Raw genomic sequence first — 12594 nt, 5'->3', positions numbered from 1 at the left:
GGCCTTTGCCGTATTGCCGGTGCCGTCCGGCTCAGTAGCCGCCTTTGCGCCGGCTTTCCGGCAGGCCCGCGATCCGGCCGCCCTGCTTGGAGGGGTCGAACGGGAACAGCGCGTAAAGCGCATCCTGCTTGATCTTCTCACCCCAGGCATCGCTCATCGCCTTGATGATCGCGCGTGTGTTGGGCTGGTTCTCGCGGTTGTCGAAATATTCTTCGCGCAGGTAGTTGATCACGTCCCAGTGGCGCTCGGTGAGTTCACCGATTTCCTCGGCCTCGGCCATCGCGCGGGCGAGGTCTTCGCTCCAATCCTCTTGGTTGACGAGGTAGCCGGTTGCCGTGGTCTCGATCGACTGGCCGTTGAATTCGAATGCCATCCATTCCTCCCTCTGTTCTCTGGCTCGAACATTCATACATCATGATAAGCGATTTTCACCAGCGAAATGCGCGGGTCAAGAGGCTTGGCGCGGAGAATGAACCTTGGCAAGCGCCCGCCGAAGATCGTCGTCGAGCGCGGTGAAGGGGCGTGCGGCGGTTTCGCCGTGGCGGGCGACGAGCACATAATCCCATCCCGGGCGGGCAGCTTCCGGCAGAACGGCGCGGGCGAGGGCGCGCAGCCGGCGCTTGGCGCGGTTGCGTGCCACCGCGTTGCCCACCTTCTTCGAGGCGGTAAAGCCGATGCGGATGCAGGCCGGGTCGTCTCCCTCCGCCCGGCGGCGGGCCTGCAGCACGAAGCCGGGGGTCACCGCCTTGGCCGCGCGGGCGCAGGCGAGAAACTCGGCGCGTTTGGTGAGGGTTTGCAGGCAAACGGAAACCGCCGGCGCGTCCGTGGTTACGGCTGCCTCCGGCGGTTTCATCGTGTCACGTTTCTGGGGCGCGATGGCTCAGGCGCTGAGCGACTTGCGGCCCCGGGCACGGCGCGCGTTGAGAATCTTGCGGCCGGCTTTCGTCGCCATGCGCGCACGGAAGCCGTGGCGGCGCTTGCGAACGAGGTTCGAGGGTTGGTAGGTGCGTTTCATCGCCCGTCTCCGTTTCATCGTGGCGCAGGAATCCCGGTGGATTCGTGGCCGATACATTCGAAGCCCGGTCTATAGGCGGGCTTTGCGCCCAAGTCAAACCTGCAAGCGCGGTTTTCCGTCCTGCGCTGTAACATTTCCCGCCCGCGGATCAATCGGGCGTGAGACGGTGGCGCGGGGGGTGGGCATTCCGCCTCCGGGCACGCATCTTCACCAGAACCCGGGAGGTCGGATGGATAAAGCAAAGGCCCGCGCGCTGCGCCAGGCGCCGTTTCTCGTGATCCTCGCGGTCGCGGGGCTGGGCTTTGTGTTCCTGCGGCCCTGGCTCGGGTTCGACATGCTCTCGGATTATCGCGACGAGCTGATGCATTTCGTCGCCGGGCATTACTGGCGCGCTGCCCTCGCCTTCATGTTCATCTACATCCTGATCGCGGCCTTCTCGCTGCCCGGCGCAACCCTCACCACGCTCACCGGCGGCTTCCTGTTCGGGCTGTTTCCCGGCGTGCTCTTCAACATCGCGGGCGCCACGCTGGGAGCCACCGGCATCTTTCTCGCCGCCCGGATGGGCTATGGCGAACGCCTCGCCGCCCGGATCGACGCGAGCGAAGGCCCGGTGCACCGGCTGAAACAGGGGATCGACGAAAGCCAGTGGTCGGTGCTGTTCCTGATGCGGCTGTTGCCCATCGTGCCCTTCTTCGTGGCCAATGTGGTGGCCGCGCTGCTTAACGTCTCGCTCTGGCGCTTCTTCGTCAGCACGGCACTGGGCATCGTGCCGGGCGCGCTCGTCTACACCTCGGTGGGGGCGGGCCTGGGCGAAGTGTTCGAGGCCGGCGAGCGGCCCGACCTTGGCGTCATCTTTGCGCCGCATATCCTGTGGCCGCTGATCGGGCTCAGCCTGCTGGCCGCGCTGCCGATCTTCATGAAACTGATGCGACGGGAGAGGCGCGGATGAGCGTGACCAAAACCGATATCTGTGTCATCGGCGCGGGCTCCGGCGGGCTCTCGGTTGCCGCCGGCGCGGTGCAGATGGGCGCGCGGGTGGTGCTGATCGAGGCGGGCGAGATGGGCGGCGATTGCCTCAATACCGGTTGCGTGCCCTCAAAGGCGCTGCTGCATGCCGCCTGCGCCGGCATGGACTGGCAGGATGCGCATGACCATGTCCGCGCCACCATCGCGGCGATTGCGCCGCACGATTCGGTGGAGCGCTTCGAAGGGCTGGGCGTGCGCGTCATCAAGGGGTTCGCCCGTTTCACCGGCCCGCGCGAGGTCGCGGTGAACGGTGAGACGATCCGCGCCCGCCGCATCGTCATCGCCACCGGCTCCCGCCCGCGCCTGCCCGCGATCGCGGGGCTGGAAGATGTGCCCTGTCTCACCAACGAGACGATCTTTGCCCTCGCGGAGCGGCCGGAGCATCTGCTGATCCTCGGTGCCGGGGCGGTGGGCCTTGAAATGGCCGAGGCGCACCGGCGGCTGGGCTGCGAGGTGACCGTGCTGGAAGCCGCCCGCGCGATGGGGCGCGACGATCCGGAGGCGGTGGCCGTTGTGCTTGCGGCGCTGCGCGCGCGCGGCGTGCGGATCGAGGAGGATATGCCGGTGGTCCGGGCGCAGGGCGGCGATGGCCGGATCACGCTGACCACCGCCGATGGCGCCCGGATCACCGGCTCGCACCTGCTTGTCGCCACCGGGCGGGCGCCGGCCATCGAGGGGCTGGATCTCGATAAGGCGGGCGTCGAAGCCGGGTCCGGCGGCATCGTGGTCGATACCCGCCTGCGCAGCACGAACCGCCGCATCCACGCGATCGGCGATGTCACCGGGGGGGCGCAATTCACCCATGTGGCGGGCTACCAGGCCGGGGTGATCATCCGCGCGATGCTGTTCGGCCTGCCCGCCAAAGCCCGCGCCGATCACATCCCCCATGCGCTCTACACCGCGCCGGAGCTGGCGCAGGTGGGGCTGACCGAGGCCGAGGCGCGGGCGCGTTACGGTGACGGTGTGGAGATTGCCCGCGCCGCGTTTTCCGGCAATGACCGGGCGGTGGCCACGGGCGAGACGGCGGGCTTTCTCAAGGTGATGGTCCACAAGGGCCGCCCGGTGGGGGCCACGCTGGTGGGCGCGGGCGCGGGCGAGCAGATCGCCCTCTGGGCGCTGGCACTATCGGGCCGGCAGAAGCTCTCCGCCATCGCCGGAATCGTGGTGCCCTATCCCACCATGGCCGAAATTTCCAAGCGCGCGGCTGGCGTATACTTCGCGCCGCGCCTATTTGATAACAAGACAGTGAAGCGCGTTGTCAGGGCGGTGCAAACCATACTGCCCTGAGGCGCCGGGTACGAGAGGGACATGTTCAACTCGCTTTCGGGTCGGTTCCTGGTTCTGACCATCGCCTTCGTCATGCTGGCGGAGGTCCTGATCTTTGTACCCTCCGTGGCCCGGTTCCGCGAAGACTACCTGCTCGACCGGCTGGAGCGCGCCCAGATCGCTTCGCTCGTGCTGCTGGCCTCCGACATGATCGACGAGGGGCTGGAAGGCGAGCTGCTGGAAAACGCCGAAGTCTATAACGTCGTGCTCCTGCGCGACGAGGCGCGCGAGCTGATGCTCTCCTCGCCGGTGCCGAGCCCGGCCGTCGCCACCTTCGATCTGCGCAATGCCACCGCCGCCGTGCTGATCCGCGATGCGCTGCACCGGCTCATCACCCCCGGCGACGAGGTGATCCGCGTCATCGGCGATCCGGTGCGCATGGGCGGGATCGAGATCGAGGTGACGATGGCCGCCGGGCCGTTGCGCGAGGCGATGCTCGATTATGGCCAGCGCATCCTTCTGCTGTCGCTGGTGATCTCGGTCATCACCTCGATCTTTCTCTTCCTCGCCGTGCGCAGCCTGATGGTGCGCCCGATCAAGAACGTGGTGCGCGACATGACCTCCTATTGCGAGGCGCCGGAAGATGCCCGCCGGATCATCGCGCCCACGTCGAAAGTGCGTGAACTGCGCGAGGCCGAGCAGGCGCTCTACGATCTCGAAACCCAGGTTTCCGCCGCGCTCAAGCAGAAGGAGCGGCTGGCCCAGCTTGGCGGTGCGGTGGCGCGCATCAGCCACGATCTGCGCAACATCCTCACCACCGCCCAGCTTTTCGCCGACCGGGTGGAGATGAGCGAGGATCCCGGCGTGCAGCGCGCGGTGCCCAAGCTGATCGGCTCGATCAACCGCGCGGTGAACCTCACCGAGTCGACCCTCGCCTTTGGCCGCGCCGAAGAACCCGCCCCGCGCCTTACCCGCCTCCAGCTTGCCGAGGTGGTGACGGATGTGGTCGAAAGCGAACGCCTCGCCACCGGCGATCACGACATTTCCTATGGCGAAGACGTGCCGGTGGGGCTGATGCTGCGCGCCGATCCCGAACAGCTCTACCGCATCCTGCGCAACCTCGTGCGCAACGCCCGCCAGGCCATCGAGGCGTCCGGCAAACCGGGCGAAATCGCGGTCGCCGGGCGGGAGGAGCCGGCGGCCTGGGTGATCACCGTCACCGATACCGGGCCGGGCCTGCCGAAGAAGGCGCAGGACACGCTCTTTCAGCCCTTCTCGGCGGGCAGCCAGAAGGGCGGCACCGGCCTCGGCCTGGCGATCGCCGCCGAACTCGCCCGCGGCCATGGCGGCCGGCTCGAACTCGCCCGCACCGGCCCGGATGGCACGCAATTCGCCGTCTACCTGCCGCGCGGGCTGGAGAGCGGTGCTGCCTGAAAAGGCGAAAATTCCCGGCCAATTGCCCCTTGCATTGCCCGCCCGGGGCCGTTACATCCCGCCTGTCCGCGCGCTGGTAGCTCAGCTGGATAGAGTACTTGACTACGAATCAAGGGGTCGGGGGTTCGAATCCTCCCCAGCGCGCCACAATTTCAATGACTTAGATGATCGCGCGCTGCGAGTTGGATCATCGTTGGAATATCCGGTTCGTGGCTCGTTCCCATTTCCGGCCCCCTCTCCGCATCTTGATCACCTTCTCAGGCACCTCGTCAGCCCCGCGGATGTAGCGGTTCGTCGTGGCAATGTCGGTGTGACCGGCTGCGTCTCTGAGTTGGAACGGGGAAGCACCAGCCCGCTCACCGCGGGTTCCCGGCTTCCCGCTAGCCGAGGTTGTCGGCAATCATGTGCAGCGTCTCGATCGCGCGCTTCAGCTCGTTGATTTTCTCGCCGCGGAAGGCGCTCAGCGCCTCTTTCAGCGCGGTGGTGGAAATGCCTTCGGTGCGGGGCAGGTAGGCCACTTCGCACAATCTGCCGAGGTCGTCGAACTTGCCTTCCCAGTCGTTGCCCATCACCAGCACGTCCGCGCCGTAGGACTTGATATCGGATTCCTTCTGGCCCCAATCGTTCTCGGCGAAGACTTCGTCGACGAAGCGGAGCGACTGGACGATCAGCTTGCGGTGCTCGAAGGGGAAGATGCTGTGCTTGCCCTTCGTCGCGTTGAACTCGTCCGACGAGATGCCGACGACAAGCCTGTCGCCATAGGCGCGGGCACGCTCCAGCAGGCGGATATGGCCGACATGAAGCAGGTCGAACGTGCCATAGGTCAAAACGGTCTTCATGCTAAATTGCCCCCCAAACCCATGGCACTACAACAGTCGGCTCAATATCGTCATATGGCGGGGCCGGGTCAATGCGCCTGCGTCAGTCCTCGGGGAAGTGGCAGGCGACGCGGTGGCCGCTGCCTTCCAGCTCCGGGCGGGTGCTGCGGCAGATCGGCTGGGCCTTCCAGCAGCGCGGGGCGAAGGGGCAGCCATCGGGCACGTTCAGCGGCGAGGGCAACTCGCCCTCCAGCTTGATCCGCTCGACCTTGCGCTCCGGCTCGGTGGTCGGCGTCGCCGACAGAAGCGCCTTGGTATAGGGGTGGCGGGGATGGGCGAAGACCTCGTCCTTGGTGCCGAATTCCACCGGGCGGCCAAGATACATCACGATCACCTCGTCCGCCACGTGGCGCACCACCGAGAGGTCGTGGCTGATGAACAGATAGGCGAGCTGCATCCGCTCCTGGATGTCGAGCAGCAGGTTGAGCACCTGAGACTGGATCGACACGTCGAGCGCCGAGACCGGCTCGTCGAGCACCATGAGCTTGGGCTCCAGCATCAGCGCGCGGCCGACCGCGATGCGCTGGCGCTGGCCGCCGGAAAACATATGCGGGAAGCGGTCGTAATGCTCGGGCCGCAGCCCCACCAGCGCCATCATCGCGCGGGCCTTTTCCTCGCGCTCGGCGGCGGACATGTCGGGGCGGTTGATCTTCAGCGGCTCTTCGAGGATGGAGCCGACGCGGTGGCGCAGATTGAGCGAGCCATAGGGATCCTGAAACACGATCTGGACCGAGTCGCGCAGCCGCGCCCAGTTGTTTTTGGTGCCGGGGATGCCGTCGATGGTGAAGCTGCCGGCGGTGGGCTCTTCGATCAGGGTGACGAGCCGGGCGAGGGTGGACTTGCCGCAGCCGGACTCTCCCACCACCGCCAGCGTCTTGCCGGGCATGATGGTAAAGCTCGCTTCGGAGAGCGCCTTCACCACCTTCGGCTTTGAAAACAATCCGCCGCCCACTTCGTAGTGGCGGGCCAGATGTTCGGCGACGATCACGGGTTCGCTCATCACACCGCCTCCTTGGCCGGGCTGGGGATCGGGTAGTGGCAGCGGGCGAGGCCAAGCCCGGCATCCTGCACCGGCGGCTCGGTGCTGCGGCACAGATCGTCGGCGAAGGCGCAGCGCGGGCTGAACAGGCAACCCGCGGGCCGGTCGTATTGCCCGGGCACCACGCCGGGGATCGTCGGCAGCCGGCGCTCGGTGGCGCGCTCGGGCAGGGCGGCGAGAAGTGCGGCGGTATAGGGGTGATGCGGCGCGTCGAAGAGCGGGCGCACCGGCTGCTCTTCCACCTTCTGCCCCGCATATTGCACCTGCACGCGCTGGGCGGTTTCGGCGACCACGCCCATGTCATGCGTGATCAGAATGAGCGCCATGCCGGTCTCCTGCTGGAGCCGGGCGAGCAGGTCGAGGATCTGGGCCTGGATCGTCACGTCAAGCGCGGTGGTGGGTTCGTCGGCGATCAGCAGGCGGGGATTGCAGGAGAGCGCCATGGCGATCATCACCCGCTGGCTCATCCCTCCCGAAAGCTGGTGCGGAAAGGCCGAGAGCCGGGTGGCCGGGTCGGGGATGCCGACGAGGTCGAGCAGCTCGACGGCGCGTTCGTGGCGCTCGCGGCGCGAGAGGCCGAGATGCTTTTTCAGCGCCTCCTTGATCTGGAAGCCGACGGTGAAGCAGGGGTTCAGGCTCGACATCGGCTCCTGGAAGATCATCGCCATGTCCTTGCCGATCACGGTGCGGCGGTCGCGCGGGGTCAGCGAGCGGATGTCGCGCCCGTCGAAGCTCATCTCGTCGGCGGTGATCGCTGCCGTCCAGGGCAGGAGGCCCATCGCGGCGAGCATGGCGACGGATTTGCCCGAGCCGCTCTCGCCGACGATGGCGAGCACGTCGCCTTCGTCGACGGTCACGTCCACCCGGTCGACGGCGCGGAAGGGGCCGGAGGCGGTGGCGAATTCGACGGTCAGGTTGCGGATCTGGAGGAGCGGCATGTCAGGGCCTCCCGGCCAGGGCTGGGCGAGTTCGCACATCGGCGTAGTGATTTGAAAAACAATATGATAGCGCTAACGAAAACGTCGCAAGCGGCGCGTGGGCGACGGGGGCTGGCGGGCGCGGCATCGGCTCAGCTCCTCTTCAGCTTCGGATCGAGCGCGTCGCGCAGGCCGTCGCCCATCAGGTTGATGGCGATCACGGTGATCAGGATGGCGAGGCCGGGGAAGGTGACGACCCACCAGGCGCGCAGGATGAACTCGCGCGCTTCGGCCAGCATCGTGCCCCATTCGGGCGTGGGCGGCTGTGCCCCCATGCCGAGAAAGCCGAGCGCCGCCACGTCGAGGATGGCGTTGGAAAAGCTCAGCGCCGCCTGCACGATAATCGGCGCGAGGCAGTTGGGCAGCACGGTGATGAACATCAGCCGCGGCAGCCGGGCGCCGGCCACTTTGGCGGAGATCACATAGTCTTTCGAGCGTTCGGCGATCACGGCGGCGCGGGTGAGGCGCACGTAATGGGGCTGATAGGCGATGGCGATGGCGATCATCGCATTCACCAGCGAGGGCCCGAGAATGGCGACGAGCACGAGGGCGAGGAGCAGCGCCGGGAAGGACAGGATGATGTCCATGAGCCGCATGATGAAGGTATCGAGCCATTTCGGCGCGAAGCCGGAGATCAGCCCGAGCAGGATGCCGCCGGTGGAGGCGAGGATCACCACGACGACGCCGACGACAAAGGAATAGCGCGCGCCGTAGAGAAGCCGCGAGAGCATGTCGCGCCCGAGCGGGTCGGTGCCGAGGATGTAGCTCCAGGTGCCGCCCTCTTGCCAGGCCGGGGGCACGAGGGTGGCGCTGCGGTACTGCACGAGCGGATCGTGCGGGGCGATGAGGCCCGCGAAGAGCGCGAGCAACAGGAAGGCGGCAAAGATATAGAGGCCGACGACGGCGCCCTTGTTCTCGCGGAAATAGCGCCAGAATTCCTTGAAGCGGCCGGGGCGGGCCGGGGTGGTGGGGGCGGTTTGAGCGGTTGCGTCGGCCATGTCAGCGCTTCCGGATCTTGGGGTTGATGAGGCCGTAGAGCAGATCGACGATCAGGTTGACGACCATCACGAAGCCCGCGACGAGCAGCAGCCCGCCCTGCACCACCGGGTAATCGCGGCGGAAGATGCTGTCGAGCATCCACTTGCCGATGCCGGGCCAGGAGAAAATGGTTTCGGTCAGGATCGCGCCGGCGAGCAGCATCCCGACCGACAGGCCGATGACGGTGACGACCGGGATCATCGCGTTGCGCAGCGCATGAAGCCCGTTGACGCGCACCGGGGCGAGGCCCTTGGCGCGGGCGGTGCGGATATAATCCTCCGACAGCACTTCGAGCATGGCCGAGCGGGTTTGCCGGGCAATGACGGCAAGCGGGATCGTCGCCAGCACGATCGAGGGCAGCACGAGGTGCGAGACGGCGGAGGCGAAGGCGCCCTTCTGACCCGAAAGCAGGCTGTCGATCAGCATGAAGCCGGTCACGTCGGGGAAGAAGTAGAGCAGGTCGATCCGGCCCGAGACCGGCGTCCAGCCGAGATTGCCGGAAAAGACGATGATGAGCAGCAGCGCCCACCAGAAGATCGGCATCGAATAGCCGACAAGCGCCGACGACATCAGCGCCCGGTCGAAGAACTTGCCGCGATACATGGCGGCGATCACGCCAGCCGGGATGCCGAGCGCGGTGGCGAGGATGATGGCGACGATGGAAAGCTCCAGCGTGGCGGGAAAGAGCGAGAAGAATTCATCCCAGACCGGCTTTTTGGTGACGAAGCTTTCGCCGAGATCGCCTTGCAGAACGCCGGTGAGATAATCCCAGAACTGCACGTAAAGCGGCCGGTCGAAGCCGAACTGCGCCTGCAACTCGGCATAGCGCTCCTCGGTCAGCCCGCGTTCGCCGGCCATGACGATGATCGGATCGCCGGGCAGCACCCGGATGAAGGCGAAGGAGACCAGCGTGACGCCCAGGAAGGTCGGCACGAAGGTCAGAAGCTTGGAAAGGAGATAACGAAGCATCGGCCCTCACGGTATGTGGCGGGTGCGCGGCCCGGCCGGTTGGTCCTGCCCGTATAGGGACGGGCGGGGCCTCGCAAGGCCCCGCCGCGGATTTCGTGGATTACTCCGCGAGGCTCACTTCGGTGAAGATGTGGCCGCCCAGCGGGTGCATCACATAGCCTTCCACCTCGGGCCGCATCGGCATGAACACGACCGAATGCGCGATGGTTGCCCAGGGCGCCTGCTCTTTGAAGATCATCTGAGCTTCTTCGTAGAGACGGGTGCGCTCCGCCGGATCGGAGGTGACCTTGGCTTGCTGGATCACATCCTCGAACGGCTGGTAGCACCATTGCGCGCGGTTCGAGCCGCCCACGCCGTCGCAGCCGAGCAGCACGGCGAGGAAGTTGTCCGGATCGCCGTTGTCGCCGGTCCAGCCCAGAAGCACGGCGCCGTCGCGTTCGACATCCGAAGACCGTTCGAGATACTCGCCCCATTCATAGGAGACGATCTCGACATCCACGCCGATCTTGCCGAAATCGTCCTGGATCAGCTCGGCCATGCGGCGGGCGTTCGGGTTGTAGGGCCGCTGCACGGGCATTGCCCAGATCTTCATGCTCAGATCGGTCACGCCGGCCGCTTCCAGCATCGCTTTGGCGGCATCGGGATCGTAGGCATCGTCGGAGATGGCGTCGTTATACGACCACATGGTGGGCGGGATCGGGTTTTTGGCGATCTGGCCGGAGCCCTGGAACACCACGTCGATGATCGCCTGCTTGTCCATCGCCATGTTGAGCGCGCGGCGCACTTCGGGGTTGTCGAACGGCGCCATCTGGGTGTTGTAGGCGAGGTAGCCCACGTTCAGCCCTTCCTGCTCCATCACGTTCACATCCGGGTTCGCCTGCATCTCGGCGATGTCGGCGGGGTTCGGATAGGGCATCACATGGCATTCGCCGGCCAGCAGCTTCTGGTAGCGCACCGAATTGTCGGTGGTGATGGCGAAGACGAGGTTATCGACCTTCGGCAGCCCTTCCTTCCAGTATTCGGCGTTCTTCGCGTAGCGGATCACGGCGTCTTTCTGGTAGGCGACGAAGGTGAAGGGCCCGGTGCCGATCGGCTCCTGGTTGAGCATCTCGGGGGTGCCCGCATCCATCAGCGCATCGGCATATTCCTTCGACTGGATCGAGGCGAAGTCCATCGCAAGGTTGGCGATGAAGGGCGCTTCGGGCCGGGTCAGCACGAATTTCACCGTCAGATCGTCGACCTTTTCGATCGACGAGATCAGGTCGGGCATCGACATGCCGTTGAAATATTCCCACGAGCCGCCTTCGGCCGCATACCACGGATCGTTTTCGTCGTATTGCCGCATGAAGGAGAAGACCACGTCATCGGCGTTGAAGTCACGCGACGGGGTGAAATAGTCGGTGGTGTGGAACTTCACGCCCGGGCGCAGGTGGAAGGTGTATTCCAGCCCGTCTTCCGACGCTTCCCAGCTTTCGGCGAGGCCCGGAATCACCTCGGTGGTGCCCACCTTGAACTCGACGAGCCGGTTGAAGATCGGGTGCGAGGTCGCGTCGAAGGTGGTGCCCGAGGTGTAGAGCGAGGGGTCGAACCCTTCAGGGCTGCCCTCGGAGCAGTAGACCAGGGTGGACTGGGCCGAAGCCGCGCCCGCCATCGACAAGACCAGGCTCGTCGCGGTCAGGAAAGATCGTAGTGCCATGGAAAAACTCCCTATTCATATGTTTTGCCCGGTCGCTTCCCGTGGGTTACCGGCCTCGGCCCGCCCGTATTGCCCCGGTATGAAAAGGTGGGGCGCCGGGTTTGGAACACCCCGGAAATGCTTGGCGGTCTTGGTTTTTTCACGGAGGTCTGGCGCCCCCTGGCACCGGATTAAGACCTGAAACCCGGCGCGGATCAAGGCATGTCGCCACGGAAATTTGACCAAATCGTCAGAATGGTGCGTGGCGCTGCGGCGCGGCATGGTCAGCGGCGTTGCGCGGGCGCCGAAAAAACAGGCATACTGCCCGGTGACGCGCCATATCGCCTCCGATTGCCCGCCGGAGCGGCAGGAACGCCGCAGATGACCTGACTCCGGCCGGGCGGCGTGCTGAAAACATGGGCGAATGGTCGGGATGGGGACATGAATCAGCCTGCCGCTACGATTGCGACGAGCCTCGAACAGCCGCGTGCGCGCGGACAGGTGCGGCTTACGCTGAAGCCGGGGCCGGGTGGTGGCGCGATTGACGGGCTGAGGATGTCGGGCTCGCTCAAGCTGATGTTTCCGCGCCCCGGCGGCGGCGCCTTCGAGGCGGTGCTGGTCAATACGGCGGGCGGCGTGACCGGCGGCGACCGCTTCGCCACCGAGGCGGTGGCCGGGCCGGGCACCGCGCTCAGCCTCACCACCCAGGCCGCCGAGCGGGCCTACCGCGCCGCCGGGCCGGAGCCGGGCCGGATCGCGACGCGGCTCATGGCGGGGCCGGGCGCGCGGCTGGGCTGGCTGCCGCAGGAGACGATCCTCTATGACGGGGCGCATCTGTCGCGGCGGCTGCAGATCGACATGGCCGCCGATGCGCGGGTGCTGATGGTGGAGCCGGTGGTGTTCGGCCGCGCCGCGATGGGAGAGGAGCTGCGCGATGCGCGGTTTCACGACCGGGTGGAGATCCGCCGCGCGGGCGCGCTCGTCTGGCGCGACGCCGTGGCGCTGGCGGGCGACATCGCGGCGCAGATGGACCGCGCCGCGCTGGGCCGGGGGGCGCGGGCGATGGCGAGCCTTGTCTATGCCGCGCCCGATGCCGACGCCCATCTCGACCGGCTGCGCGCGCTGCTGCCCGAGACGGCCGGGGCGAGCCTTGTGCGCGCGGGCCTGCTCGCCGCGCGCATCCTTGCGCCCGACAGCTACACCCTGCGCCAGAGCCTCGTGCCCGCGCTCAGGCTGCTCAACCAAGACGAAATCCCAAGACCCTGGATGCTCTGAAA

General features: G+C 66.5%; 13 protein-coding genes and 1 tRNA gene. 5 read left to right on the top strand and 9 right to left on the bottom strand.

Annotation, left to right across the window (positions count from 1 at the left end):
• Positions 1 to 31: 31 nt before the first annotated feature.
• The 3 genes from QMG28_RS15375 to rpmH all read right to left on the bottom strand — a co-directional run bounded on the left by QMG28_RS15375 (position 32) and on the right by rpmH (position 1015).
• Positions 32 to 373, bottom strand: coding sequence for a TusE/DsrC/DsvC family sulfur relay protein (locus tag QMG28_RS15375; protein WP_281843203.1), 342 nt, complete (start codon positions 371 to 373; stop codon positions 32 to 34).
• A 75-nt stretch (positions 374 to 448) separates the two neighbouring features.
• Positions 449 to 853 carry a ribonuclease P protein component gene (gene rnpA / locus QMG28_RS15370; RefSeq protein WP_281843202.1) on the bottom strand — a complete coding sequence of 135 codons (405 nt, stop codon included), beginning with the start codon at positions 851 to 853 and terminating at the stop codon, positions 449 to 451.
• A gap of 27 nt (positions 854 to 880) precedes the next feature.
• Positions 881 to 1015 (bottom strand): 50S ribosomal protein L34, encoded by a 135-nt coding sequence (gene rpmH / locus QMG28_RS15365; protein ID WP_005980833.1) that lies wholly within the window; start codon positions 1013 to 1015, stop codon positions 881 to 883.
• 229 nt (positions 1016 to 1244) lie between these two features.
• On the opposite strand from rpmH, the gene QMG28_RS15360 reads away from it, so the two are divergent.
• The 4 genes from QMG28_RS15360 to QMG28_RS15345 all read left to right on the top strand — a co-directional run bounded on the left by QMG28_RS15360 (position 1245) and on the right by QMG28_RS15345 (position 4888).
• The gene (locus tag QMG28_RS15360; protein WP_281843201.1) at positions 1245 to 1964 is read left to right on the top strand and encodes a TVP38/TMEM64 family protein; all 720 of its coding nucleotides are present in this window, start codon (positions 1245 to 1247) and stop codon (positions 1962 to 1964) included.
• Positions 1961 to 3328 carry a dihydrolipoyl dehydrogenase family protein gene (locus QMG28_RS15355; protein WP_281843200.1) on the top strand — a complete coding sequence of 456 codons (1368 nt, stop codon included), beginning with the start codon at positions 1961 to 1963 and terminating at the stop codon, positions 3326 to 3328. Before QMG28_RS15360 ends, QMG28_RS15355 begins: the two co-directional genes overlap by 4 nt.
• 21 nt (positions 3329 to 3349) lie before the next feature.
• On the top strand, positions 3350 to 4741 hold the full coding sequence (locus tag QMG28_RS15350) for a sensor histidine kinase (protein ID WP_281843199.1): 1392 nt from the start codon (positions 3350 to 3352) through the stop codon (positions 4739 to 4741).
• 70 nt (positions 4742 to 4811) lie between these two features.
• A tRNA-Arg gene (locus QMG28_RS15345) sits at positions 4812 to 4888 on the top strand.
• Positions 4889 to 5121: 233 nt separating this feature from the next.
• Here the strand turns inward: QMG28_RS15345 and QMG28_RS15340 are convergent.
• The 6 genes from QMG28_RS15340 to QMG28_RS15315 form a co-directional block, all read right to left on the bottom strand.
• A complete protein-coding gene (locus QMG28_RS15340; protein ID WP_281843198.1) occupies positions 5122 to 5580 on the bottom strand; it encodes an FAD synthase family protein in 459 nt (152 codons plus the stop codon).
• Between the two features lie 82 nt (positions 5581 to 5662).
• The gene (locus QMG28_RS15335) at positions 5663 to 6619 is read right to left on the bottom strand and encodes an ABC transporter ATP-binding protein (RefSeq protein ID WP_281843197.1); all 957 of its coding nucleotides are present in this window, start codon (positions 6617 to 6619) and stop codon (positions 5663 to 5665) included.
• A complete protein-coding gene (locus QMG28_RS15330; protein WP_281843196.1) occupies positions 6619 to 7596 on the bottom strand; it encodes an ABC transporter ATP-binding protein in 978 nt (325 codons plus the stop codon). Before QMG28_RS15330 ends, QMG28_RS15335 begins: the two co-directional genes overlap by 1 nt.
• A gap of 131 nt (positions 7597 to 7727) precedes the next feature.
• Positions 7728 to 8633 carry an ABC transporter permease subunit gene (locus tag QMG28_RS15325; RefSeq protein WP_281843195.1) on the bottom strand — a complete coding sequence of 302 codons (906 nt, stop codon included), beginning with the start codon at positions 8631 to 8633 and terminating at the stop codon, positions 7728 to 7730.
• A gap of 1 nt (position 8634) precedes the next feature.
• Positions 8635 to 9642, bottom strand: a complete 1008-nt coding sequence (locus QMG28_RS15320) for an ABC transporter permease subunit (protein WP_281843194.1) — start codon at positions 9640 to 9642, stop codon at positions 8635 to 8637.
• Positions 9643 to 9742: 100 nt separating this feature from the next.
• A complete protein-coding gene (locus QMG28_RS15315; RefSeq protein ID WP_281843193.1) occupies positions 9743 to 11338 on the bottom strand; it encodes an ABC transporter substrate-binding protein in 1596 nt (531 codons plus the stop codon).
• 420 nt (positions 11339 to 11758) lie between these two features.
• Here QMG28_RS15315 and QMG28_RS15310 point away from each other — a divergent pair, with 420 nt between their 5' ends.
• Positions 11759 to 12592 carry an urease accessory protein UreD gene (locus QMG28_RS15310; protein WP_281843192.1) on the top strand — a complete coding sequence of 278 codons (834 nt, stop codon included), beginning with the start codon at positions 11759 to 11761 and terminating at the stop codon, positions 12590 to 12592.
• Positions 12593 to 12594 lie beyond the last annotated feature (2 nt).

Origin of the sequence: Sinisalibacter aestuarii (assembly GCF_027923545.1) — a bacterium.
GTDB classification, from domain to species: domain Bacteria; phylum Pseudomonadota; class Alphaproteobacteria; order Rhodobacterales; family Rhodobacteraceae; genus Sinisalibacter; species Sinisalibacter aestuarii.
This window is presented reverse-complemented; position numbering and strand designations above follow the sequence as displayed.